Origin of the sequence: Vibrio tasmaniensis, from assembly GCF_024347635.1 — a bacterium.
In the GTDB taxonomy this organism is placed as follows: domain Bacteria; phylum Pseudomonadota; class Gammaproteobacteria; order Enterobacterales; family Vibrionaceae; genus Vibrio; species Vibrio tasmaniensis.
Window position 1 is genome coordinate 550,408 of record NZ_AP025510.1, and the last position, 24,654, is coordinate 575,061.

Here is a 24,654-nt window from a genome sequence, read left to right on the forward strand (position 1 = left end):
GTTTCTCCTTTACCTTTTTAGAATGTCTATTTTTGTTTGTAATGCCCTAAACGCCGTACCGCGTTCATCACCGAGTACGAATACGTTCATTCCTTCGTCTTTCCATGTGCTGTGATCTTGAGAGGTTCGAGGGATAACGCCATACCCAATCTCGCCCTTTTTTCCTGCCTCACGACAATGCTGAAGTGCGTCGATAACTTTGGGGTGTGAGGTTTCCCAAGGCACTCCCAGAGATTGAGAAAGATCGGCTGCGCCTTCTAGAATCATATCTAACCCTTCGGTCGATACGATTTCTTCGATGTTGGATACGCCCGTAGCACTTTCGATCATGGCGATAAGCATGATTTCATCATTCATTTTCTGTATGTACTGCTTCAGAGACTGATGGCCAAAGGATCCCGGTCGCCCTGCATTTAAGCTTCGATGTCCTACGGGGTGATACTTGCAGGCTTGAATTGCATTGAGTACTTCGGTCGCGTTTTTCACATTGGGTAGGACAATACCTTGTGCGCCGCCATCCAAGAGCCGAAGGATTGTTTTCTCGTTAAAATCGGCGACTCGTACCAAAGGGGTGATCGAATAGCTTTCGGCTGTACGGATCATATTTTCAATCGTTTCTGGATTGATAAGTACGTGTTCCATGTCGATGATGACGAAGTCATAGCCCGCTTCGGCAATCAGCTCAATCATCGCAGGTGCCGGAATAGAACAAATGATCCCGTACACCGTTTCACTGTTTCCTATCTTCTGCTTCAGTTGATTTTGTCTAAGCATTTGACTTCCTAAATCTGTGTAGTGGATTAGGAACCTGCTTAAAACGACGCTCACCATCACCAAGTAATCGTCGCTTGGTGAGTTCTTCCACTTCATAGGTCGGCGCAAAGAGGTCAAATAGCTCAAAGCGCTCAGCCAGCTCTGGGTGATTTTGTTGGTAGGTGTAAATCGTGTCTGCGACTTGCTCCCAGAACAGCGACTCTGAGAGTTCAAAATGTTGTTTTAGGAAAATGGCAAGATCGGAAAGACAAATAAAGAAGAAACAGTCACAAGAAAAATCTCTAACCGCGTCTACATCATCGGTAATAATGAACGAGTTGCGGTTTAGTTTTTTGTGGCTTTCAGGCATATCGACAAGTGTTGGGGAAAGTTCAGGGCGAGTTAAGTGCTCGGTAGAGTAGCGAACGCCATCATGAAAATCTTTTAATGCGATTCGTGTTGGCATTCCATCGCGCATGATCAGAACAATATTTTGACCGTGAGATTCCATGCCAATGCCTTCAGCGTACAACATATGTATGATAGGTTGCACGGTGACATTCAACAGTTGACTAACCCAGGTATTGAGCCCGTATTTTTCTATCCAAGGCGCAATAAACGGCGCTGAATCGGAATCGTTATATTGGTTGTCGAGATGACTCAATCCATTGAATGGAACCGCAGACTCTCCCTCGTCTAAATATGAGTGAATGCTTTCTCGCCAGATCGCGCCAAGCGAACCATAGGTTTGGGGTTTTCGAGTGTCATTGATTTTATCTTGATTGAAACTGATCCCTGCAATTTCTTTCAAAATAACGAATCTGAGATTTCTGGCGGTATCATTGCTTTCAATGAGGTTTTGCAGCCAATCAGTGATGATTGGGCCGTTTAATACGGTGTGATTGGCAAGTATTCGAGTGCTCGATGTATTGGTGAGGTTCATCGATAGCTTTAGGTATTCTTTTGCTGGATCGTGGTTATTTTGGAGTGTTCGAATGGACTGCTGTGCTTGATATTTTTCGTTTGATTCTCCGAGATAAATAAGTTCACCATTGGACAGTTCATGAGCAAAGTTCGACATGATCGTATGTTCCCATTGCCAAGGGTGAACGGGTATCAATCGATAGTCGGTGGTGGTTTTGTTAAGTGCATTCAACTTTTCTTCAAACAATACTTTTATTGAGTGGTCGACTGAATCAAGGAAAAAGTGGTCTGCATTAAGGTGATGGGATACTTTACAGTCAGATCGTGTTTTACTAATAGCTAGCCAAACAACGTTGAAAGCGTGTCCAAATTCAGGACCATATAATTGGTTATCACTGACAGAAAATCCCATGCGTGACTTGTAGCACGGGTGGTAACTATGGGCGTCCATAAAATGACGCTCTAACTCTTCGGGTGATAATTGAGTGGCAGGGACGGATGGGCTGTATCCTTGTACCCGTGATTGCAAATCTTTAATGAAAGTTTGCTCTAACTCTGCTATGAAACTAGCAAATCTAGGGCTCTGCTTTTCTACACTCAACAGTTCTTCCAACATTTGATGAAGATGAGCCGGTGATTTTTCTCCTGAGCTGGATATGCGAACCAAAGTGGTATGGTACAAACGAATCAATTGAAAGCTATCGCTCAACAAGCCAGAGCATTCATAGATGACGGTGTCTCCGTTATCATCTACGCCCATGGCTTGAAACATTGTGCCAGAGTCCAAATGGCAAGCGTTATAGCTCACCACGTCTTCATACAACAACGTTTGTAATAATTGCCCTAAGAGTCGATATTCAACGGTGAGGTGTTGTGTGTTTTCTTGTGCAGAAAAAAGACAATACGTCTTTGGGTGGCCATTATTTGTTTGCTCAATAGGCATAAGTAAAAATCCTTATCTATTTATGATTACGCGTCGTCGTGACGGGTGAACGGGTATTTAAGTGAGTGTGATCTGGTTTTTGTATCGTGTTGGCAGGAAAGCGCCATGCAAGCGGAATTACGGCAATACATAAGACACCAACGATGATAAATACTTCGCTGATTGCCGAAGCGTATCCCGTGCCTTCTTGTATATGGTGAGGCTCTGTTCCGAGTTCTATCCATAGTGCGCCAGCGAGCAAAGCAATGGACGCGCAGAGCCGTCGGGATAGGTTATTCATGACTGCACCTTGAGTGATCATCTCCTCAGAAAGCGTGTTGATGCCTGCTGTGGTGATAGGGATATAAGATAAACCGACGCCAGCGCCTCGGATGAAAGCGAGAATGCCGAAAATCCAAAATGGGACTTCTTTGGTGACAAAGCCAAAGCCAATGGTTCCCAAACCTGTCATAAGTAAACCAATTGAGACCAGTTTATTGGGGGCGTTTTTATCTAACCGCTTTCCACCAAGTTGACCAAATGTGCTTGCACTGAGAGCAGTGATCAGTAGAACAACCCCAGTGAATATTGGGCTATAACCCAAAACAACTTGTATTAGTAACGGAAGAAGAAACAGAGTTTCAAACATCCCAATAGCCTGAGTAGTCGCGACGACAACACTGCTTCGGTATCCCTTGGTTTTGAAAAGCCTGACGTTTAAAAGTGGGTCTTCGGTATTCAGTGATTTGAAGACAAAGCCCCCTAAGCACATCAATCCGAGCGCAAACGGTGCCACAACGGTAGGTTCAGAAAGCGCACTCAGCGTTGTGATTCGCCCTGTTGTTACCAAAATAGCGCCGAGTCCTAGAGCAATTAAAAGGTAGCCAATACCATCAAAGGTCGGCACCGGCTTCTTGTCTGATGACGGCAATATTTTCAAAGCCATCATGATCGTGATGAGTGAAATTGGAAGGTTGAAAATAAACAGTCCATGCCAGTCATACACCGTCAGGATGAGGCTACCGACTAACGGACCAAAAGCGGGAGCTAGCATGACAGCGGCCCCCCATAACCCTGTAATGCTGCCTCTTTTTTCTTTTGGGTACACTGAGTAGATAATGGCAAGTGAAAGCGGAATCATCAGCCCACTGGCAATACCTTGCACTCCTCGCGAGATAAGCAGTTGTTCAATGGACTGAGCGTAAGCACCAATAACTGACCCGATGAGAAATAGCGAACACCCAATAATGTAAATCCACTTTCTATTCCATTTGGCCGCTAGATAGCTAGTTAGTGGCATGGTCATTCCCATAGCAGTCATGAAAATAACGATGATCCATGTCGCCAGTACAGTGCTCAAATTAAAATGGTCAATAAATATCGGGATGGCGGGGTTAACCATACTGTTATTTAGACTGACGGTCGTCGTGCCCAACATGACACAAATAACAACCCAGATGGGATTGTTCATGCGGTTTCCTTATGACCACGTTCAACCGGCAAATAGCGAATTTGAGGTTGCGGGTGACACAGAAAATTCACATGTGAAATGTTATACCCGTAGGCGCCAGCGAGTGGTAAAACCAAGACATCACCAATGTTGACCCCGTTCAATTGGACGTTGCGGCTCAGAATGTCTTTTGGAGTGCATAACTGCCCGACAACCGTCCATGAGGGAGCGAGGAGCATATCATCGGCGTCTGAGGGCTCACATGCGATGTGTATGATTGGGTGATCGTGACCTTGTGCCGCGGGTAAGCGAAACTGATGAGTTCCACCTCGACAAACGAGAAATGCTTGCCCATGACTGGATTTTTTATCCAGTACTTCTATTGCATAGTAGCCGCAGAACGCTGTGATGAATCTCCCTGGTTCAAAACGCAATACGGGAATATCTGTCATGCTTGCTAACGCGTTGTCTAAATATTGGCAGAAATCGAACCAATTAAACTGGTCTTCACTTAAATAGTTAACACCAATCCCTCCGCCAACATTGAGGTATGTGATATTTTCTGGTTGGTTAGACATCGCCTTCCAATTTGTCCAGCGGCAGAGATAAAAGTCGATCAGTGCTTTGTGTTTATCCAGCGATTGTTGATGAGACATAGCATGAATGTGGAAGCCTTTCAGTGAGAGGTGTTTTGAAGCGTCAACCGCGTCAATTGACCTTTTTAGATCTACTTCATCGATACCAAAAGGTGTCGCTTTTCCTGCCATGGTGAGTTTGCTTTCTAAAGCATCAGGAAGAGTTGGATTGATTCTTATAAACACTTCCTGTGTTTTATTTAGACGAGCGCAGATCGTTTGTAATCGCTCTATTTCATTAAAGCTTTCAATATGTATAGCTTGAACGTTATTTGTAATGGCATCTTCAAGCTCAGAATCTAATTTCCCAGGCCCTGAAAATACGAAGGGTATAGTCTGGTTACATTGGGATATTTGATGGATCTCTCCTCCCGACGATATTTCAAAGCCATTTACCCATGGTGCGAGAGTATCTAGGATTTGTTTGTCACTGTTGGCTTTGATGGCATAGTAAAGCTCGACGTTATTCGGTAAGTGGTTCATTAATTGGCGTATGTGTGCTTGCAAATCGGCTAAATCATAAATAAATAATGCGATTGGGTCTGAGCTTGTTTCTTTTATATCCAAAATGGCATGCTTGATTTTCTGAGGTAAGTTAGGCATAGACCACTTCCTTAGACCAAGGTGCGGTAAGGGGGGCATATTGAACTTGCTTGTCGGCTTGGGCTGCGAGTCTTACTTTAAAATTGCATTTACAAGCGACTTCCCCTGTCGTTATCAGTTCATCGATCTCTGGAGCTGGCCTAGACAAACTTGACTTGAGATTGATGAGTTCGCTTTTCACCATGTCCCACATGATTCTTTCAAGTTCCGGTGCATCCCAAGTTAGGGATAGAATCGCTTCACTGATGTTATTGATGAAAAGGCAGTAGGAAATTCTTTGCCATCCTTTATGCCTTGAGTAAATGAGGGCGTCTTTAACCTTCGGATTTAATGGTGTGTTAACGTGATGAATCCCTAAATCATCGGTAAGTTTTACGCCTTCGAAATCTCTTAATAATAGAGAGGTCGGCGTGCCATCATTATGAGCAAAAACTGTATTCTGTAAATGTGGTTCAGTGACGATACCATAGTCGAAAAATAGGCTGAGTACTGGCTGTATGAGGAGTTGTTGATATTTTTTGAACCAATCTAAACGTTCTTTTTTTGTCGCATCTTGACCAATTAACGCCTCGATCATCGGTTTTAACTGGTGATCGCGTGCAAATGCAGTTGCCGCGATTGCAAATTGAGTCTCAGGATTTGTAGAGCAGAAATTCTCACGAAGAATGACGCTCGTTTGTTCTTTGAACCAGACCTTATCTTCTTCGCTTGCATTTTCCGGCATCCAACTTAACACGGCAGGCTCTGCGGCAATCATTGCGCCTCGAAATGCAGAAGGGTTTTGTTTCATTATGTGACTAAACAATTTGTCTATAAGTAGAGTGCTTTCCAATTCATACCACGAATTTTTTCTCACACAGTTGGTGACCCGAATATTCAAAGAACCTTTAATGAAATAAGGCATATCTTCAAGGTACCAAGTGCGAATTGACGCAGTTGGTGCGGCTGAATACCCAGATAAACCCAAATCGCGAACCTCGCCGCTGTGGAGCAAGCGTTGCATTCTCGTATCTTTTTTTATTTGCTCGGCTTGCACGGGGTGCATTGCAATAATTGCATATCTTTCTGTGGCAGAAACCTGTGAAGCGAGCGCATTGATCGCGTCCACGTTGGATAGACCATTTGTTTGTATGCAAAGACCGTTTTCGGGCACTTCAAATTGATAAAGAGGAGTGCTTGCCTGAAACTCCGGTGTAACTTCTTCTTGGGGAATACTATCTGGCCATACTCTAGCTTTAGGTGCTGGGTGTGACGGGTGCCCAAACCATAGGCTTTGTTCACTCGCAATGTAGGATGAAAAAGGATGGGGCGGTGGATTTTTACCATGAAACGTGAGAATTGTTTCAACTAGGTTTCGGCTTGAATTGATTTGTTCATGGAGTTCTTGATTATTCGCCGTACCGTGAGATGAATATGCTTCAAGAATAATATTAGCTAATTCTTTAAATGGGTAATGTGTCCAGCCTTTCGGTTCATTTTTTAAATAGACATTGGATAGGTAACGTTGGCTTCCTATTGAGTTTTTTCTATCAACCAGTACAAAGATTTGTGTATTTTTCGGCAGAGTGATTAGCATCGGGGTTGCTTTTCTGCTTAATTCAGACAAGTGACTGTCTGTATAAAGTTCGTCTTTTTTTTCAGGCCATTGATAGTGTATGTCTTGATTAGGCAATGCATATTCTTTTATTAGGCAGTTTAAGAGTGCGTGTGTCATCGCAAGGTCACTGACGATTTTGGGGAGTATATTGATGGCGCTTTTCATTATTTGACCTCTTCACGAAGAGGGGTGCTTCGTATCTGTTTTATGGCTAAGGAGAGTGATTTTGTAAATCTGGAGACGACTTCACAGCATTCATGTTCATTAATCGTTAACGGCGGTAAGAATCGAATGACGTTACCGTTTTTGCCTCCTCGTTCAACAATCAACCCCTGATTGATGCAGTGCGTTTGTATCGACTCAGCTAAGGTTGAATCTTCTGGGTAGGCACCTGACATGTCTGGTTTTGCTTGTTCATCTACAATTTCTAGGCCTAGCATTAAGCCTTTTCCTCGGACTTGCGCAATGGCTGGAAATTGTGTGCTTAGTTGAGTGAAAGCCTCAATAAGTTGCTCGGATCGAGCGGCAATATTTTGAGTGATCTCGGGTGATTTTAACATTTGGATGGTTTCAAGGCCGGCTGCCATCGCTAGCTGGTTACCACGGAACGTTCCTGTGTGATCACCTGGTTTCCAAACATCGAATTGTTTTTTTATGGCGAGTAATGCGAGAGGGAGTCCTCCACCAACCGCTTTAGACATCACGATAATATCGGGTTCAATCCCTGATTCCTCGAAGGCGAACATTGAACCTGTACGGGCAAATCCCGTTTGCACCTCATCAACGATCATTACAATGCCGTACTTTTGTGTGAGTACTCTGATTTTTTGTAACCATTGCAATGGCGCCGGGTTGACGCCCCCTTCTCCTTGAATCACTTCTAGAACAACGGCTGCTGGTAAGGAGGAGCTTTGTTCAAGTTCTTCGAAGGATTGTTGGATGTCGTCTATTATCGAATTTATGCTTTTTTTACCTATTTGCTTGGCAGTACTGCGGTATAAATTTGGATAGGGTAAAAACTGAACATTCGGCATCAGTCCCTGAATGTTTTCTTTTGGCGAGCGATTACTTGTGACGGCAAGTGCACCGTGAGTCATGCCATGGTACCCACCTGAAAAACTTAGAATATGGCGACGACCTGTGTAGCGTTTAGCAAGTTTTAATGCGGCTTCAATGGCGTCGGCACCTGATGGGCTACAGAACTGCAAACAGTAGTCGCGTCCAGAGTGAGGCAAGAGGGATAAAAGAGATTCACTAAAAGCGTCTTTAACCGGTGAGGTTAAATCGAGTAAGTGCATTGGCAGTCCAGACTCGAGAAAAGACCGAATTGCCGCAAGGATATTGTCGTGATTATGCCCAAGAGCGAGCGTGCCTGCACCAGCTAAACAATCTATGTAGGTTTTGCCTTCGACGTCCGTTACCCAAGCGCCTTTGGCGTGCGCTATGGCCAATGGTATTCGGCGAGGATAGCTTCGAACGTTTGATTCAAATTGTGATTGCCGATTGAGAAAATACTGATTCTTCTCGGGTATTTTCTGGCCCAATATTTCTTGAGTAGTCAGAGTCATAGATCCATCCTTGATGTGGTTAGTTACACTTTTAACGATAATGAGAATGATTATCAATATCGATTTATTATGCTACTCATTGATCAAGTTCATTTCAATATAAAATTATTGTGCGTATTTCTTGTGCAGGAAATCAGCATGGATAATGCTCTTAATGGACAGTGAGAATTGGTGTGGGAGCTGGGAAGCAAGGAGGAATTCGTATTGTAAATTTTTCTTCGTTGCAAATCTTTATTACGAATTTAGAGAGCGAATGAGAAGTTTAAGTATACAAAACTCTTGTTATAGCCGTGATAATAGGTATCATTTGCATTAACTTTGTTTTTGGGGGCTGCTTTGTTACTTTCTAAAAAAGCTATTTTCTGTCTGCTAGTTTGTTTATCTTGGCTAGTAAGCACCACATCAAATGCGTCCTCTGAGCACACTCGTTTAATCGATCACTCTATGGGAAAATCGGCTGTTCCATTGAAAGCTAAAAGGGTCGTCACCTTGTTTCAAGGAGCAACAGACAGTGCTGTCGCCCTAGGTGTAAAACCCGTCGGGGTAGTTGAGTCTTGGGCAGAAAAACCGATGTATACGTACTTAAGAGAGGCTCTTGGGGAGGTAACGTATGTGGGGTTAGAGACTCAGCCTAATTTAGAAGAAATTGCTGCGCTGAAGCCGGATGTCATCATCGGGACGAAAGCCCGACACGAAAAAATATTTGAGCAATTACAAAAGATTGCGCCAACGGTTCTAGCAACTAATGTTTACGACTTTAAGTACTCTCTTGAATTAACGGCAGAAGCCACTGGCAGACAACAACAAGCCGATGATATCTGGGAACACTGGCAACAACGAATTAGATATGTACAGAAGTATCTTAGCCAAACTCTCCCTAAATGGCCTCTTACCGCATCCATTTTGAATGTTCGGGCCGATCACTTACGTCTATATCTACACAAAAGTTTCCCAGGTGCGGTGTTGAATGAGATAGGTTTCCAATTTCCTATTGAAGATAATCGTCGTTTTGGATGGGGGATGAAGATCAAAACAAAAGAAGCATTACCTAGCGTGAATGCGGACGTCTTTTTTGTTTTTCTTCATTCTGATCAGCCTTTGGTTGAACAAAACTATCAGTCTTGGGTATCTCACCCACTGTGGAATATGTTAACGGCTCCAAAGAATAAGCAAGTTCATACTGTCGATAAAATGACGTGGATTTTATCTGGTGGGATTCTAGGTGCCAACCAAATCCTTGACCAGCTTATCGATATTTATCAAATACCAGAACGCGAACAAGAGTAACGGATGTTACTTGCTAAGGGGAATAACCTAGCACGTTGGGGAATGGTGGTATTCTCCATTTTCGTTCTCGTGTTGGCTTTCGTTTCCAGTATGACATTTGGCCAATACCCTATTTCATTCGTGCAGGTTATTTCTGCAGTTTTTCAGCCTGAACCTACCTCGATTGAGTATGTAATTATTACAACGACTCGGCTGTCTAGAAGCCTTGTCGCGCTTTCTGTGGGCGGTGCTTTAGCTGTGGCGGGCACGTTAATGCAATCACTTACTCGTAACCCTCTGGCTTCACCTGCGATATTCGGGGTGAATGCTGGAGCCATATTTTTCATCGTATTACTTTCTCAAGTGTTTACTTTAGATTCCACCAATGTCTTATTTTGGGGCGCGATGGTTGGCGCGGGAGTGGCGGGATCACTGGTTTATGGTTTAGGAATGATGGGCCGAGATGGGGCGTCACCGGTAAGGATTGTGTTAGCGGGGGCGGCGATATCAGCGCTATTCATTTCCTTTACTCAAGGTATTTTGGTGGTAGGACAGGAGGGCATTGATAGCATTCTGTTTTGGATAGCTGGGTCAGTGTCGGGCCGTGAGCTAGATGTGGTAGTTCCGGTATTGCCCTATTTAGTGGGTGGGTTTATCTGTGCACTCATACTCGCGCCACACATCAATATTCTTTTATCTGGCGATGATGTTGCGACAGGGCTAGGACAAAATACCGCTCTTCTAAAAATTGCGATGAGTGTTTTGATCATTGGTTTGGCGGGTACGTCTGTCGCTATGGCTGGCAATATTGGGTTTATTGGCTTAGTTGTCCCACATATGGTTCGATCATTCGTTGGAAATGATCATAAGTGGTTGATATCGATCAGCGCTCTATGGGGCGGTATTCTTCTGCTTTTTTCTGATGTGATAGGGCGTTCTTTGCTGGCTCCAGAGGAAGTGCCTATCGGCGTGATGACGGCTTTGTTAGGCGCGCCTTTTTTTGTTTACTTGGCTCGGCAAGGGGGAAAGAGTGAATAAGCATATCGTCATCCGGACGTCATGGTTGTCTTTTTCGGTTCTGCCTAAGTCCATCTTCGCTGTTCTGGTCATCCTAGCGATTACTTGCGTAATGATACTTGCATCACTTTCATTAGGCTCTCAATGGCTAAGTCCTTCGAGTGTTATATCTGAATTATTCTTAAATGCCCATTTAGACCATCACATTATTCTAGATACCTTTCGATTACCGCGCACCTTGATGGCAGTGATCGTCGGGGCTGCACTCGGAACGTCCGGACTGATTCTTCAATCGGTTATTCGCAATCCATTAGCATCGCCAGATGTTGTAGGGATGACAAGCGGAGCGTCGGCATTTGCTATTGCATTTTTGGCTTTTTTTCATCCTTATTACAGCATTGATTGGCTACCTGTCTTTGCTATTGCAGGGGCGCTTTTAGCGACGGGTCTTGTTTATTTACTCGCCTGGCGAAACGGCGTTAGCCCGATGAGAATGATACTCGTCGGTATCGCTATTTCGGCCGTCATGGGAGCCGTGTCTACGTTTATTATTGCCATCAGCCCTACAGCCACGAGCATCTCAGCCTACATCTGGTTAACAGGCAGTGTCTATGGAGCAAGTTGGAGTGATGTGAAATCACTCTTACCTTGGTTGAGTGTGAGTTTAGTCGTTGCCCTTTTTTTTGTTCGCCACGTTAACGCGTTAGAGCTTGGGGATAATTTGGCGACTGGGCTCGGTGTCTCTGTCCAAAAAACTCGTTTAGTGCTCATTCTACTTAGTGTCACCCTTGCAGCACCCGCTATTGCATACGTAGGTACAATCGGATTCGTTGGACTGATTGCTCCTCATATAGCAAGACGTTTGGTAGTTAGAAGCTTTGTATTGTTAATGCCGGTCAGTGCATTTGTTGGGTCTTGCTTGGTTGTGCTAGCCGATCTTTGTGGACGCATGTTGTTTCAGCCGTTGGATGTCCCAGCTGGTGTGTTTGTTTCCGCTATCGGTGCGCCTTTCTTTGTCTATTTGTTATTTCGTCAGCGATTATAAATATGGAAAAACATGCAATGCTTAGCCCTTTGGCAACACAGAATTTAGTCCTTGGTTACCACAGTGATATTATTATTAAATCACTTAATCTAAACATTAAACCGCATCAAATTACGGTTTTAGTTGGGGGGAATGGATGTGGTAAATCCACGTTACTTAAATCCTTGGCCAGACTATTAAAACCAAAGACTGGCGACGTCACTTTGCACGGTAAGGACATAAATCGACTTTCGGGTAAATATGTCGCTCGTCGCTTGGCTATCTTGCCCCAAGGGCCCAAAGCACCAGAGGGTTTAACGGTTGAACAGTTAGTCAGGCAGGGACGTTATCCACATCAACATTGGTTGCAGAATTGGACTGAGAAAGATGAAGAGTTGGTAGGTCGAGCTCTCTCTTCTACGAACATGTCAGAGTTGGCTCAACGTTCAGTTGAAACCTTATCTGGAGGTCAAAGGCAGCGAGCTTGGATTGCCATGGCATTGGCACAAGATACCGATATTCTTCTACTTGATGAACCCACTACGTATCTAGATTTAACGCATCAAATTGAAATTTTGGATCTACTCTTTGAGTTAAACCTGAACAATAAAACGACCATTCTTATGGTATTGCATGACCTTAACCTTGCTTGCCGTTACGCTCATCAAATGATCGCCCTAAAAGAGGGAGAAATTTTTAAGCAAGGCGCTCCAGAAGACATCATGGATGTTGAGATGATAGAAGCGGTTTTTGGTATGGAGTGCTATCTTGCTCGTGATCCTATTTTTGGTACGCCAATGTGTGTTCCAAAAGGCAAAGGTAGAAAGGTATCGTGATCCCATGAGCAGTCTCTCAAATAGTGGAACGCTATCCGAAATAGAGTGGGAGATGCTTACTCAATTAGGATTGAAAAAATATCGGTCAAAATCCGTTCACCCTCTTCACATATCATCACGGCTTCTGTTGGATAAGAAAGAGTGCTTATTCATTCTCAATACCATTATGCCAGAACTTGGAGCACCCGATCTTAAAGTGACGGCCTCACTTGTTGTTAAGCGGATGGCCTTTCTGATCCTTGCTCCAACACTTTATGCGATGTCGGTTTACAATAAAGGACTGAACCTGACCATTGATAATAGCGTGTTTGAATACCCGTTGAATGAACGAATGTGGAAAAATGGCATGCCCATATTTGATACCCAAGTGAGCCTAGCACTAGATGAGCGTGATCCGTGGCGAGAAGAGGTGCTGCGTCAGGCTTTTTCTGAACATTTAACGCCACTAGTCAATGTGTTTAACGAAGTGACTGGGGTATCAAAAAGAGTACTTTGGGAAAATGTAGCGGTTCGTATTTTTAGTGTCTATGAACGGCGAATATTACCTAACGTTGCGAGTGAGCTTAAAGCGGTGGTAGAGGATGACTTGCGGTTTATCGTCAATGCGCAGACGCACACTATTTTTTCTGTTGAAGAAAATCCGGTAACTCGTTTTTATGGAAAAAGAAAGCAATTGGCTGAGTCCGCAGCTCCAGTCAGAATGCGAAGGACTTGTTGTTATTATTATAAAGCAACTTCACCGGAGGTTTACTGCTCGAACTGTCCATTGCTTCTAAAGAAAAAACACAGCTAACGCTGTGTTTCTTCAGAGAGTAGTCTCTTAAAAATCTACCTTATATGCCAATGTTAGCGTTCGGCCTCTTCCTTTAAAGTAGAAGTTGTCATTTTTGTAAGCACTTTGAGAGTAATAAGTGAAGTAGTCTTCATTGAATAAGTTAGCAACCGCAACACTCAGGCTTCCGATAGGTAGTTTATGAGCTAAAGTCGCATCAACTAAAGTATAACCTTTAAACTCTAGTTCTTTATCATCAAATGTTCTGTCAAAGGCATGGTTTGCTTGAATCATTGATGTTAAGTCATTGCTCCATTGTGCCGTCCACGCCAGTCTAAGTTTGTTTGCTGGGATATCAGCCCCTGTTAACTTTTTGTCAACGGTTCCATCACCATTTGTGTCAGAAGAACCTTTAATGAAAGAGTAGCCAGCATCTAGATTATGAGAGTCACTAAGGCTATAACCAAGCGAGGTTTCAAACCCTTTAATCTCTTTTTTCTCTCGTTTTACGGTGTAAAGTCCGTTATTTTCAACAATTCGGCTGCCAAGCTCAGAATTCGATATATAGTAACTGATTTCAAAATCAATACTGTCATTGTTAAAGCGTAATCCACCTTCATAATTGTCTGTTACGATCGGAGATAAGTCGATAAGGTCATCAACCTTCTGCCCTGGTTTTTTAACGCCTCTTAGTACTCGCCCTACATCAGGCATACCAAACCCTTGAGAGTAGTTAGCAAATAGTCGAACGCTTGGAAATACTTCAAGGACCGCGCCTGCATTATAGACAGTATCGCTAAATGATGGCTTTCCGCCTTGAACTGTTACCCCGTTTCTTGCTGCGACAGTTTGATAAGTATCGATATCTAATTCTGCATTTTCATAACGAGCACCGGCTTGAATCGTCAATATTTCAACTGGGTTGTATGTTAGTTGAATAAATGGTGCGTAATTAACATAAGTTGTTTCTGGGACGTAAGTTCGACCCGTTAAAATGAGTTTTTGGCTAGTCGTATCTTTGAGTAAATCGAGGCCAGCAGTCGCGTTCAATTTTCCGTCAAAAAGATTATTTTTTGAAAGGTTGAACTTGGCACCAATTTTTTGTGATTCATTTTGACTCTGATCATAAATAGTTTCTGCTGTGCTTGGATCTTGGAAACTACGTGAAGTGGAAGCTCCGTATCGTCCTGAAAAATCTTGAAAGAATCCTTGAGAGCTTAGCTTCATACCCATGAAGTCATTATTGGTATATGTCATGCTAAAGGTCTGCACTATGTTCGAAGGTGCTGACCCTTTAGGGGTCCCTTTTACCGAAGATGTGGCCACTCCTTTATCTCGGTCACCCTTTACTGAAGTGTAATTCATTTGGCCTTCAAGCTGATAGCGATTATATAAGAACTCTATATCTTGTTCATCGTCTATCCAGTAACCAATTTTGGTCATGAAATCATAGCTTCGAGAGTCCATTATGTCACCTCGAACAGTCGCGGCACCAACATAGTCTCCGTTAGCGTCAAGGTAAACACCTTGAACTTCGCCTGTTAAACCTACCAAATAATCGAAATTATCAGTTGCTCCCTCTATTTGATAGTTTGCTTTGTAAGATTGAGTATCTGAACTCACATTGGTCGTAGGAGAGGTCATTTGAATATTGAAATGGTGATTAACTTCATCGGAACGGTTGGTTTTAGTTATAAAGTTAATTATACCGCCTGTTGCCCCTAGGCCATGGATCGCACTAGCACCTTTGATAACCTCGATACGTTCAACCATAGAAAGATCAATTGTATGAGCTGCGCGGCTGCCTTTACGTAAAGAGTTTGATTGTGGAACACCATCTACCATATAAAGCACATCTCTACCTCTAAAGGTTTGACTGCTATTGTTTAGTTTTTGTGTATTCAGAGCGTACCCAGGCAACAAGTTTGATAGTACTTGTGAACTGTCGGTTGATATTGATAATTGTTGTTCAATCTGCTCTCTGGTAATGATAGTGACAGATTGCGGAGAATCTTTTTTACTGATATCGATACGGCTTGATTCGATCACCATTGTCTCTATTTCTGAAGTTTGTGCAGCGAGGGTAAGTGGAGCTTGCACGGCTAAAATAAGCAGTGATGCATATTTTGCCTTGTGTTTTCTGGGCATAATTTATCCATAAAGTACGAAAAACAAACTTTATGCTAACATAGTTGAATGGTTATGATAATCATTATCAATTGCGTTTTTTTGTGGTGTTAATGGTGATTTTGAGTGAATTTAATAAACTCAGTCAGGAATCTATGGGCCGATTCCCTTTGCGAGTGAGCATCGAAAGGTAACTAAAGGTTGGTACTATAATTAGATCTTTCTCCTAATGGGAAATCTTCAGATTGAAATTGGAGGATGGGATTCATGGCATTCCTACCATCGTCATTATGGATTAGGTAAGCTTTAGGTATAAACATCCTGTTTTCTCCCCAATATGACATTGACTTAGATGATTTTATTTATTCTCTTTCTTAGTGAGTGGAATATGCTTCATTTTATCGAATTCCCACTAAAATCCTGCCCAAGGGTGTCTTTTCTACAAGAAAACTAGTCGAAGCCTTAACCATGATCTACAATACGGCAAAATTCTAACTCGACTATTTTCAGGAAGAGCTGCATGTACATGAGCACTGATGAGGTTCGCAACGCGTTCCTTAAGTTCTTTGAGAGCAAAGAACACCAAATCGTAGACAGTTCATCGTTAGTTCCACATAACGATCCAACCCTGCTATTTACTAATGCAGGTATGAACCAATTCAAAGATTGCTTCTTAGGCGCCGAAAAACGTGCCTACACTCGAGCAACTACGGCTCAGCGTTGTGTACGTGCGGGTGGTAAACACAATGACCTTGAAAACGTAGGTTTCACGGCTCGTCACCATACATTCTTCGAAATGCTAGGTAACTTCAGCTTTGGTGATTACTTCAAAGAAGAAGCGATTGGCTTTGCTTGGGAATTCCTGACTGAAACACTAGGTCTGCCAAAAGATCGCCTGTTAGTAACGGTTTACGAGACAGATGACGAAGCATTCGAAATCTGGAACAAGAAAGTGGGCATCCCAGCTGACAAGATTGTTCGCATCGGCGACAAAGAAGGTGGCAAGAAGTTTGAATCTGATAACTTCTGGACAATGGGTGACACAGGTCCTTGTGGTCCATGTACTGAAATCTTCTACGATCACGGTGAGCACATCTGGGGCGGTCGTCCTGGTACACCTGAAGAAGATGGTGACCGTTTCATCGAGATTTGGAACAACGTATTCATGCAGTTCAACCGTCATGCTGACGGCACTATGGAACCGCTACCTAAGCCAGCTGTAGATACTGGTATGGGTATTGAGCGTATCTCTGCAATCATGCAGGGCGTTCACTCTAACTACGAAATTGATGTATTCCAAAAGCTAATCAAGGCGACAGCAGAAGTAGTAGGTCACGACGACCTATCTAACCAATCGCTGCGCGTTATCGCTGACCACATCCGTTCTTGTTCATTCCTAATCGCTGATGGCGTAATGCCTTCAAACGAAGGTCGTGGCTACGTTCTACGTCGTATTATTCGTCGTGCAGTGCGTCACGGTAACAAGATTGGTGCACAAGGCGTGTTCTTCCACAAACTTGTGGGTGTACTGGCTGAAGTGATGGGTTCTGCAGCTGAAGAGCTTAAGAAACAGCAAGAGCTTGTTGAAAAAGTACTTCGCATCGAAGAAGAGAACTTTGGTCGTACGCTAGAGCGCGGCATGGTTATCCTAAACGACGCATTAGACGCACTTGAAGGCAAAGAGCTTGACGGTGAAACAGTCTTCAAACTTTACGACACATACGGCTTCCCGGCTGACCTTACTAACGATGTAGCTCGTGAACGCGACTTTACTATCGATGAAGAAGGCTTTGAGAAGGCGATGGAAGCACAGCGTAAGCGTGCACGTGAAGCGGGTCAGTTCGGTACTGATTACAACGCAACGATCAAAGTAGACACGAACACTGAGTTCTGTGGTTACACAGGTACTGAAGGTGCAGGTGAGATTTCTGCGTTATTCGTTGACGGCGAAGAAGTATCTTCACTATCGGCAGGCGACAAAGCAATCATCATCCTTGAAGAGACACCATTCTACGCTGAGTCAGGCGGTCAATGTGGTGACGCGGGTACGCTAAGCACAGCGTCGGGTCTGTTCAAAGTACAAGACACTCAGAAGCTAGGTAATGCATTTGCACACCACGGCGAGCTAGTTGAAGGCGTATTTGCTCAAGGCGATAAAGTAGAAGCGCGCGTTGATGCTGAGCGTCGTGCTGCTATCTCACTAAACCACTCTGCAACTCACTTACTTCACTCAGCATTGCGCGAAGTGCTAGGTGAGCACGTTGCTCAGAAAGGTTCTTTAGTTAAGCCAGACAACCTACGTTTTGACTTCTCTAACCTTGAAGCGGTAACACCAGCACAGATTAAAGAAGTAGAGCGTCTAGTTAACGCACAAGTTCGTAAGAACCATGTGATTGAAACTAACATCATGGACATCGAGTCAGCGAAAGAAAAAGGTGCGATGGCACTGTTTGGCGAGAAGTACGATGATGAAGTTCGCGTTCTGTCGATGGGCGATTTCTCTACTGAGCTTTGTGGTGGTATCCACGCAAGCAATACGGGTGATATCGGTCTATTCAAGATCATTTCAGAAGGCGGTATCGCTGCGGGTATTCGTCGTATTGAAGCGGTAACGGGTGAAGCTGCTCTAGATGCAGTAGAAGCTCAGGCTAACGCTTACGAAGAGAAATTGGCTGAATCAGCTAAGAAAGCGAAATCGCTAGAGAAAGAAATCCAACTACTTAAAGAAAAGATGGCTGCAGCTGAAGGTGCAAACATCATGGGTAAAGTAGAAGAGATCTCTGGTACTAAGGTACTGGTTGCTGCCATTGAAGGCGCAGACAACAAGAACCTACGTACTATGGTTGATAACGCTAAAAACCAAGTGGGTAGCGGCATCATCCTGATCGCGAACGTAGCAGACGGTAAAGTTGGCCTGATTGCTGGCGTAACCAAAGACCTTATCGGCAAAGTAAAAGCGGGTGACCTCGTTAAGATGGTTGCTGAGCAAGTTGGTGGTAAAGGCGGCGGTCGTCCAGATATGGCTCAAGCGGGTGGTACTGACGTTGAAGCACTACCTGAAGCGCTTAAATCAGTACGTATTTGGCTTGAAGAGCGTCTTTAAGCTTAAGTAATTGATACAAAGATGCCCAATCAACTGATTGGGCATCTTTTATTTTGCCCATTGGAAGAACCTCTGAAAAAGGTTTGATTGAGATTAACCAAGAAGGCTAATGGTAACGTTAGACTCCTTGGTTAATTTTTTATTGCTTCGCCATGACGCGGAGTATGTGTTTTTTTGTCATATATAGACATTGGTCTTGGGAAGGTGAGGAAGGGTGAAAATGCCTCTTATCGTGCAGAAATTTGGTGGAACGTCGGTGGGTTCAATTGAACGAATCCATCATGTAGCAGAAAAAATCATTGAAGCGAAAAATGAAGGGAACCAGATCCTGGTTGTCGTTTCTGCTATGTCAGGTGAAACAAATCGGTTAGTTAACTTAGCTTCACAAGTTGATAGCGTACCAAACGCTAGAGAGTTGGATGTGCTGTTAACGGCCGGAGAACAAGTTTCCATGGCTTTGTTGGCGATGACGTTGCACAAGTTGGGTTATGAAGCGACATCGATGACTGGCTATCAAGCCAAAATACACACCGATTCTAATCATAATAATGCGACGATTGAGCGTATTGATACCGCTCCTATTAAAGCGCTGTTAGATGATGACCAGATTGTTATTGTTGCAGGTTTTCAAGGCGTTAATGCGAAAGGTGATATCACAACCTTAGGGCGAGGTGGTTCAGACACCACGGCCGTTGCGTTGGCGGGCGCCCTTCAAGCGAAAGAGTGTCAGATATATACCGATGTTGATGGCGTATATTCCTGCGACCCTAGAGTGGTTAAGCAATCTAAAAAATTAGATACCTTAGACTTTCCCTCTATGGAAGAAATGGCTCGCAGAGGCGCTAAGGTTTTACACCTTCCATGTGTTCAACATGCGTGGCGACACAATGTACCATTGAGAGTGCTTTCGAGCTTTGAAGAAGGCGAGGGAACTCTTATCGCGGGTAATGATTGTTTGAATGATATTGCTGGGATAGCCATTCAAAGAGATATGGTTCGCGTCGAGTGTTTGAATCAAGATTTACCGTCTCTCATGTCGCATTGCCATTTATTAGGGATTGAAGTCTGTAGTGTGATCGAGGAAGCAGAACGGGCAGCACTCATTATCAAACCGGACATAAGTGCTAAATTAAAACTAGTTTTTGACGAGAAAATCCGTAATAGTGAACAGGTTAGTTTGTTAACTGTGGTAGGAAGCCGAACACAAGAAATTGTGGTCAGTTCACATGGATTGTTGTCTGAAGGCGAAATTGATGTACAGCATCACTTATTGCAACAGCAGTCTTTAACTTTGGTGATATCACCAACGCAAGTCGATATGGCTGCTAACATATTACACAATGCATACATCATAGCGCGTGAAACACAGGGTTATCCTAAAAAAGAAGTGCATTTTGGTTAAATAAACTCAATCGATAGTTTACGAAAATATAACTTTTGTTGGATAATGCTCGCGTAGCTAGATAAATTTAGAGATTACTCAAGGAGCAAAGAATGCTAATTTTGACTCGCCGCGTTGGCGAAACACTGATGATTGGTGACGAAGTAACAGTTACTGTACTAGGCGTTAAAGGTAACCAAGTACGTATTGGTGTTAACGCACCTAAAGAAGTATCTGTTCACCGTGAAGAGATCTACATGCGCATTCAAGCTGAAAAAGGTAATGGTAACGTTGCACCTGGCAACTACTAATACTTTTGCGTAGAGAAGAGGCTAGCATTGTTGCTAGCCTTTTTTGATCTTGGGGGAATGGAAATACGCATTTGAACATCGATGGGGTGGTAACGGGTTAGTCTTAACACGGTGAAGTGAGAGCTTTATGACGTTATGAAATACAAATAGGATCGATCATCGCTATTACACGGTATTTTGTCTGCGCAAATTCAAGATTTGTTAGCTTCCCCTATGGCGCAAATACGCATCCCGTAGTATGGTGAAAACAGTGGTAGCACTTGCTGCTGGATAAATTAGATAATTGTTTTCTGCTGTTTATTATTGCCAATCTTTCACCTTAATTTTTAAGGGAAAAAGCGCGATTTGAAGCTTATAAGTTCAATTTGCAAGCGCTTTGATTAAATAGCAAACGGTTGAGTGTTTTTGTCCAATTTTTTTCAATAAAGTGTTTGACATATTTTCGGTAAAACGTAATATGTGCCTCCGCAAGACGGTGAGGTGGCCGAGAGGCCGAAGGCGCTCCCCTGCTAAGGGAGTATGTGGTTTGTAGCCGCATCGAGGGTTCGAATCCCTCCCTCACCGCCATTTCTTGCACGTTTGAATTTGCAAGCAAACACAGAAGTAACAATGTGCGCCCTTAGCTCAGCTGGATAGAGTACCTGGCTACGAACCAGGCGGTCGGAGGTTCGAATCCTCCAGGGCGCACCATTCTCTTTACTCTTACTTGTAAGTGTTTCGAGAATAATGAATAAGGTGAGGTGGCCGAGTGGCCGAAGGCGCTCCCCTGCTAAGGGAGTATGTGGTTTGTAGCCGCATCGAGGGTTCGAATCCCTCCCTCACCGCCATTCATTACAGGCCTATGGCCTTTTTTTTGTTTCGTAGAAACAGAATGTGATATATTTCACAACTTCTTCTCTTGAAGATACCGTGCGCCCTTAGCTCAGCTGGATAGAGTACCTGGCTACGAACCAGGCGGTCGGAGGTTCGAATCCTCCAGGGCGCACCACTATTTAGGGTTTTCATTAATCCTGATGTTGAACGTTTAGTTTTAACTTTATGCTCAATATCAAAACCGTTGCGCCCTTAGCTCAGCTGGATAGAGTACCTGGCTACGAACCAGGCGGTCGGAGGTTCGAATCCTCCAGGGCGCACCACTATTTAGGGTTTTCATTAATCCTGATGTTGAACGTTTAGTTTTAACTTTATGCTCAATATCAAAACCGTTGCGCCCTTAGCTCAGCTGGATAGAGTACCTGGCTACGAACCAGGCGGTCGGAGGTTCGAATCCTCCAGGGCGCACCACTATTTAGGGTTTTCATTAATCCTGATATTGAATGTTTAGTTTTAACTGCTTTATTGCCTTAACTAACAGCTCAATATCGAAACCGTTGCGCCCTTAGCTCAGCTGGATAGAGTACCTGGCTACGAACCAGGCGGTCGGAGGTTCGAATCCTCCAGGGCGCACCACTATTTAGGGTTTTCATTAATCCTGATGTTGAATGTTTAGTTTTAACTGCTTTATTGCCTTAACTAACAGCTCAATATCGAAACCGTTGCGCCCTTAGCTCAGCTGGATAGAGTACCTGGCTACGAACCAGGCGGTCGGAGGTTCGAATCCTCCAGGGCGCACCACTATTTAGGGTTTTCATTAATCCTGATGTTGAATGTTTAGTTTTAACTTTATGCTCAATATTAAAACCGTTGCGCCCTTAGCTCAGCTGGATAGAGTACCTGGCTACGAACCAGGCGGTCGGAGGTTCGAATCCTCCAGGGCGCACCACTATTTAGGGTTTTCATTAATCCTGATGTTGAATGTTTAGTTTTAACTTTATGCTCAATATTAAAACCGTTGCGCCCTTAGCTCAGCTGGATAGAGTACCTGGCTACGAACCAGGCGGTCGGAGGTTCGAATCCTCCAGGGCGCACCACATTATTAGAGAAAGCCTCGTTTTTACGAGGTTTTTTTTATGTCCGCTATAAATTTGTTGCGACAATGTTAAATTTGTGATGTTTTTAACTTGTTGTATTTAAAGTAATTCTTGATTGCTTCTTTGTTATTCCACCTTTCTCATATCAATTCTCAGAAAAGCCCCGTTTAAGTCACAGTTTAAATATCTAAAAATGACTCATTTGACAGATTTATGTGATCTGATAGGCGAATAATTAACCTTATGTGTGCGTTATCCGTAACAGAACCTTAAACAAAATTGACAAACTTTTACCAATCGAGATAATCCATGGGTCGGGATCACTATTCGCTGAAATCCTGTACGTATGTCAGGATGACGAAGAAAGGAAGCAACATGACTAATATTGGAAGCCTGCTAGGAGATGCGGCGACTCTAATGATAACGGGGATGTCCGTTGTCTTTATTTTCTTAACTATTCTAGTTTACCTCGTTCGGTTGATGTCAAAACTGGTACCAGAAGAAGTACCGGAGCCGATCGCAGCACCTAAAAAAATTCAAAAATCACAATCAAACCCTTCAGCTGTTAGTCCACAGGTAGTGGCAGCAATTTCGGCCGCGGTTCATCAATACCGTGCGTCTACTGCTAAGTAGCATTTAAAGGATTAAAAAGGAGTTTATGAGCATGTCTAAACCACTAGCTATCACAGATGTGGTACTTCGTGACGCGCACCAGTCACTATTTGCTACTCGTATGCGTATCGAAGATATGCTGCCAATTGCGGCAGAACTGGATAAAGTCGGTTACTGGTCACTTGAGACTTGGGGCGGCGCAACGTTTGATTCGTGTATCCGTTTTCTTGGAGAAGATCCGTGGGAACGTTTACGAGAGCTGAAAAAAGCGATGCCCAACACACCAATGCAGATGCTACTGCGTGGTCAAAATTTATTAGGTTACCGTCACTACGCGGATGATGTAGTTGAAAAGTTTGTTGAACGTGCCCATAGTAACGGCATGGACGTATTCCGTATTTTTGATGCAATGAATGACGTACGTAACTTTGAAACCGCAGTGAAAGCAACGATTGATGTTGGCGGCCACGCTCAAGGTACGTTGTCTTACACAACCAGTCCGGTTCACAACTCAGATACGTGGGTTGATTTGGCTAAGCGCCTAGAGGATCTAGGTTGTCATTCACTATGCATCAAAGATATGTCAGGTTTATTAAAGCCTTATGAAGCGGAAGAGCTAATCACTCGCATCAAAGCGTCTTGTGATGTGCCTCTAGCGCTGCATAGCCACGCGACAACGGGTCTATCAACCGCTACAGCCGTTAAAGCTGTTGAAGCGGGTATTGATATTCTAGACACCGCAATCTCTTCTATGAGCTGTACTTACGGCCATACACCAACCGAAACGGTTGTTGCTATGCTAGAAGGCACAGAGCGCGACACGAATCTCAAACTAGACCAAATCGAACCAATCGCGGCTTACTTCCGTGATGTACGTAAAAAGTATGCGAAATGGGAAGGCCAGCTAAAAGGTGTCGATTCTCGAATCTTGATCGCTCAAGTTCCTGGCGGCATGTTAACCAACATGGAAGGCCAGCTTAAAGAGCAAGGCGCTGCCGATCGCATGGATGAAGTTCTAGAAGAGATCCCACGCGTACGTAAAGAGTTGGGTTACATTCCTTTGGTAACACCTACTTCTCAGATTGTCGGTACTCAAGCGGTTATCAATGTTCTAACGGGTGAGCGCTACAAGAGCATCACTAAAGAGACTGCGGGTCTACTGAAAGGCGAATACGGTCAAGCTCCTGCTGAGGTTGATGCTGAACTGCAAGCGAAAGTGTTAGATGGTGCTGAGCCAATCACGTGTCGTCCTGCTGATTTACTTAAGTCTGAAATGGATACGTTAACGACTGACCTTTTAGAAAAAGCGAAATCAGATGGTATTTCACTCGCTGAAGATACCGTTGATGATGTACTGACGTACGCACTATTCCCACAAGTGGGTCTTAAGTTCCTTAAAAACCGTCACAACCCTGAAGCGTTTGAACCTGTACCAACGGCTGAAGCTGCAACTCCTGTTACGGCTGCACCACAACCTGCTGCTGGCGGCATTGAGAGCTACAGCGTGAAGGTTGATGGTCAAGTTTATGATGTTGAAGTTGGCCCACAAGGTGAACTGACATCGGTATCTCCATCAGCGAAACCAGCACAAGCGGCTCAAGCAGCACCTGCTGCGGCTTCTGATGCAGAAGCAGTTCCTGCTCCATTAGCCGGCAACATCTTTAAAGTCATCGTTCAGGCGGGTGCTGAAGTTGCCGAAGGTGATGTTCTGCTGATCCTAGAAGCGATGAAAATGGAAACGGAAGTACGAGCTGCTCGCAGTGGTATCGTTCAAGAATTGAATGTTAAAGAAGGCGATGCAGTTACTGTAGGCGCTCCACTACTAAGCTTAGCGTAAGGGAGT

Annotated in this window: 17 protein-coding genes and 10 tRNA genes; 20 read left to right on the forward strand and 7 right to left on the reverse strand. The window is 43.9% G+C overall.

The features are described 5' to 3' along the window. Positions 1–9: 9 nt before the first annotated feature. The 6 genes from OCV44_RS02660 to OCV44_RS02685 are packed head-to-tail and all read right to left on the reverse strand — an operon-like array spanning position 10 to position 8,452. The gene (locus OCV44_RS02660) at positions 10–774 is read right to left on the reverse strand and encodes an HpcH/HpaI aldolase family protein (RefSeq protein ID WP_139685025.1); all 765 of its coding nucleotides are present in this window, start codon (positions 772–774) and stop codon (positions 10–12) included. Next, complete coding sequence (locus OCV44_RS02665; protein WP_139685024.1) at positions 767–2,620, reverse strand: IucA/IucC family protein; 1,854 nt, start codon at positions 2,618–2,620, stop codon at positions 767–769. Before OCV44_RS02665 ends, OCV44_RS02660 begins: the two co-directional genes overlap by 8 nt. A 16-nt stretch (positions 2,621–2,636) precedes the next feature. After that, on the reverse strand, positions 2,637–4,070 hold the full coding sequence (locus tag OCV44_RS02670) for a DHA2 family efflux MFS transporter permease subunit (protein ID WP_139685023.1): 1,434 nt from the start codon (positions 4,068–4,070) through the stop codon (positions 2,637–2,639). Further along, positions 4,067–5,287: a type III PLP-dependent enzyme gene (locus tag OCV44_RS02675; protein WP_139685022.1), complete on the reverse strand. Its 1,221-nt coding sequence runs from the start codon at positions 5,285–5,287 to the stop codon at positions 4,067–4,069. Before OCV44_RS02675 ends, OCV44_RS02670 begins: the two co-directional genes overlap by 4 nt. After that, complete coding sequence (locus OCV44_RS02680; RefSeq protein WP_139685021.1) at positions 5,280–7,049, reverse strand: IucA/IucC family protein; 1,770 nt, start codon at positions 7,047–7,049, stop codon at positions 5,280–5,282. Before OCV44_RS02680 ends, OCV44_RS02675 begins: the two co-directional genes overlap by 8 nt. Then, positions 7,049–8,452, reverse strand: coding sequence for a diaminobutyrate--2-oxoglutarate transaminase family protein (locus OCV44_RS02685; RefSeq protein WP_139685020.1), 1,404 nt, complete (start codon positions 8,450–8,452; stop codon positions 7,049–7,051). Before OCV44_RS02685 ends, OCV44_RS02680 begins: the two co-directional genes overlap by 1 nt. A 489-nt stretch (positions 8,453–8,941) precedes the next feature. Between OCV44_RS02685 and OCV44_RS02690 the strand changes: the two genes are divergently transcribed. From OCV44_RS02690 to OCV44_RS02710, 5 genes are read left to right on the forward strand one after another with little or no spacing between them, the layout of a single operon-like run. Beyond that, entirely contained in the window at positions 8,942–9,739 is a 798-nt protein-coding gene (locus OCV44_RS02690; protein ID WP_261900927.1) for an ABC transporter substrate-binding protein, read from the forward strand. A 3-nt stretch (positions 9,740–9,742) separates the two neighbouring features. Further along, on the forward strand, positions 9,743–10,756 hold the full coding sequence (locus tag OCV44_RS02695; protein WP_211349762.1) for a FecCD family ABC transporter permease: 1,014 nt from the start codon (positions 9,743–9,745) through the stop codon (positions 10,754–10,756). 25 nt (positions 10,757–10,781) lie between these two features. After that, positions 10,782–11,780, forward strand: coding sequence for a FecCD family ABC transporter permease (locus tag OCV44_RS02700; protein ID WP_211349761.1), 999 nt, complete (start codon positions 10,782–10,784; stop codon positions 11,778–11,780). A gap of 2 nt (positions 11,781–11,782) precedes the next feature. Beyond that, positions 11,783–12,595, forward strand: coding sequence for an ABC transporter ATP-binding protein (locus OCV44_RS02705; RefSeq protein WP_246091763.1), 813 nt, complete (start codon positions 11,783–11,785; stop codon positions 12,593–12,595). A gap of 52 nt (positions 12,596–12,647) precedes the next feature. Further along, positions 12,648–13,388: an IucA/IucC family C-terminal-domain containing protein gene (locus OCV44_RS02710; RefSeq protein ID WP_211349760.1), complete on the forward strand. Its 741-nt coding sequence runs from the start codon at positions 12,648–12,650 to the stop codon at positions 13,386–13,388. Positions 13,389–13,415: 27 nt separating this feature from the next. Here the strand turns inward: OCV44_RS02710 and OCV44_RS02715 are convergent, their stop codons facing one another. Continuing rightward, positions 13,416–15,515 carry a TonB-dependent receptor gene (locus OCV44_RS02715; protein WP_139685017.1) on the reverse strand — a complete coding sequence of 700 codons (2,100 nt, stop codon included), beginning with the start codon at positions 15,513–15,515 and terminating at the stop codon, positions 13,416–13,418. Positions 15,516–16,014: 499 nt separating this feature from the next. On the opposite strand from OCV44_RS02715, the gene alaS reads away from it, so the two are divergent. The 15 genes from alaS to oadA all read left to right on the forward strand — a co-directional run bounded on the left by alaS (position 16,015) and on the right by oadA (position 24,648). Further along, positions 16,015–18,597: an alanine--tRNA ligase gene (gene alaS / locus OCV44_RS02720; RefSeq protein WP_065678053.1), complete on the forward strand. Its 2,583-nt coding sequence runs from the start codon at positions 16,015–16,017 to the stop codon at positions 18,595–18,597. A 220-nt stretch (positions 18,598–18,817) separates the two neighbouring features. Continuing rightward, on the forward strand, positions 18,818–19,999 hold the full coding sequence (locus tag OCV44_RS02725) for an aspartate kinase (RefSeq protein ID WP_139685065.1): 1,182 nt from the start codon (positions 18,818–18,820) through the stop codon (positions 19,997–19,999). A gap of 92 nt (positions 20,000–20,091) precedes the next feature. Then, on the forward strand, positions 20,092–20,289 hold the full coding sequence (gene csrA, locus OCV44_RS02730; protein WP_009847619.1) for a carbon storage regulator CsrA: 198 nt from the start codon (positions 20,092–20,094) through the stop codon (positions 20,287–20,289). A 474-nt stretch (positions 20,290–20,763) separates the two neighbouring features. Continuing rightward, positions 20,764–20,856: transfer RNA gene (locus tag OCV44_RS02735), tRNA-Ser, on the forward strand. Positions 20,857–20,902: 46 nt separating this feature from the next. Further along, a tRNA-Arg gene (locus OCV44_RS02740) sits at positions 20,903–20,979 on the forward strand. 44 nt (positions 20,980–21,023) lie between these two features. Further along, positions 21,024–21,116: transfer RNA gene (locus OCV44_RS02745), tRNA-Ser, on the forward strand. A gap of 84 nt (positions 21,117–21,200) precedes the next feature. After that, positions 21,201–21,277: transfer RNA gene (locus tag OCV44_RS02750), tRNA-Arg, on the forward strand. A 71-nt stretch (positions 21,278–21,348) separates the two neighbouring features. Continuing rightward, positions 21,349–21,425 (forward strand) — tRNA-Arg (locus OCV44_RS02755). A 71-nt stretch (positions 21,426–21,496) separates the two neighbouring features. Further along, positions 21,497–21,573, forward strand: a tRNA-Arg gene (locus OCV44_RS02760). An 88-nt stretch (positions 21,574–21,661) separates the two neighbouring features. Beyond that, positions 21,662–21,738 (forward strand) — tRNA-Arg (locus tag OCV44_RS02765). An 88-nt stretch (positions 21,739–21,826) separates the two neighbouring features. Then, positions 21,827–21,903 (forward strand) — tRNA-Arg (locus OCV44_RS02770). 71 nt (positions 21,904–21,974) lie between these two features. Next, a tRNA-Arg gene (locus OCV44_RS02775) sits at positions 21,975–22,051 on the forward strand. Between the two features lie 71 nt (positions 22,052–22,122). Beyond that, positions 22,123–22,199: transfer RNA gene (locus tag OCV44_RS02780), tRNA-Arg, on the forward strand. A gap of 375 nt (positions 22,200–22,574) precedes the next feature. Next, positions 22,575–22,832: an oxaloacetate decarboxylase subunit gamma gene (locus OCV44_RS02785; RefSeq protein ID WP_004741884.1), complete on the forward strand. Its 258-nt coding sequence runs from the start codon at positions 22,575–22,577 to the stop codon at positions 22,830–22,832. Between the two features lie 31 nt (positions 22,833–22,863). Then, positions 22,864–24,648, forward strand: coding sequence for a sodium-extruding oxaloacetate decarboxylase subunit alpha (gene oadA / locus OCV44_RS02790; RefSeq protein WP_009847618.1), 1,785 nt, complete (start codon positions 22,864–22,866; stop codon positions 24,646–24,648). Positions 24,649–24,654 lie beyond the last annotated feature (6 nt).

Bases quoted from the DNA above. Each gene is read 5' to 3' on its own strand.
- OCV44_RS02660 (WP_139685025.1), bottom strand. From the start codon at position 774: ATGCTTAGACAAAATCAACTGAAGCAGAAGATAGGAAACAGTGAAACG.
- OCV44_RS02665 (WP_139685024.1), bottom strand. From the start codon at position 2,620: ATGCCTATTGAGCAAACAAATAATGGCCACCCAAAGACGTATTGTCTT.
- OCV44_RS02670 (WP_139685023.1), bottom strand. From the start codon at position 4,070: ATGAACAATCCCATCTGGGTTGTTATTTGTGTCATGTTGGGCACGACG.
- OCV44_RS02675 (WP_139685022.1), bottom strand. From the start codon at position 5,287: ATGCCTAACTTACCTCAGAAAATCAAGCATGCCATTTTGGATATAAAA.
- OCV44_RS02680 (WP_139685021.1), bottom strand. From the start codon at position 7,049: ATGAAAAGCGCCATCAATATACTCCCCAAAATCGTCAGTGACCTTGCG.
- OCV44_RS02685 (WP_139685020.1), bottom strand. From the start codon at position 8,452: ATGACTCTGACTACTCAAGAAATATTGGGCCAGAAAATACCCGAGAAG.
- OCV44_RS02695 (WP_211349762.1), top strand. From the start codon at position 9,743: ATGTTACTTGCTAAGGGGAATAACCTAGCACGTTGGGGAATGGTGGTA.
- OCV44_RS02705 (WP_246091763.1), top strand. From the start codon at position 11,783: ATGGAAAAACATGCAATGCTTAGCCCTTTGGCAACACAGAATTTAGTC.
- OCV44_RS02710 (WP_211349760.1), top strand. From the start codon at position 12,648: ATGCTTACTCAATTAGGATTGAAAAAATATCGGTCAAAATCCGTTCAC.
- OCV44_RS02715 (WP_139685017.1), bottom strand. From the start codon at position 15,515: ATGCCCAGAAAACACAAGGCAAAATATGCATCACTGCTTATTTTAGCC.
- alaS (WP_065678053.1), top strand. From the start codon at position 16,015: ATGTACATGAGCACTGATGAGGTTCGCAACGCGTTCCTTAAGTTCTTT.
- OCV44_RS02725 (WP_139685065.1), top strand. From the start codon at position 18,818: ATGCCTCTTATCGTGCAGAAATTTGGTGGAACGTCGGTGGGTTCAATT.
- csrA (WP_009847619.1), top strand. From the start codon at position 20,092: ATGCTAATTTTGACTCGCCGCGTTGGCGAAACACTGATGATTGGTGAC.
- OCV44_RS02785 (WP_004741884.1), top strand. From the start codon at position 22,575: ATGACTAATATTGGAAGCCTGCTAGGAGATGCGGCGACTCTAATGATA.
- oadA (WP_009847618.1), top strand. From the start codon at position 22,864: ATGTCTAAACCACTAGCTATCACAGATGTGGTACTTCGTGACGCGCAC.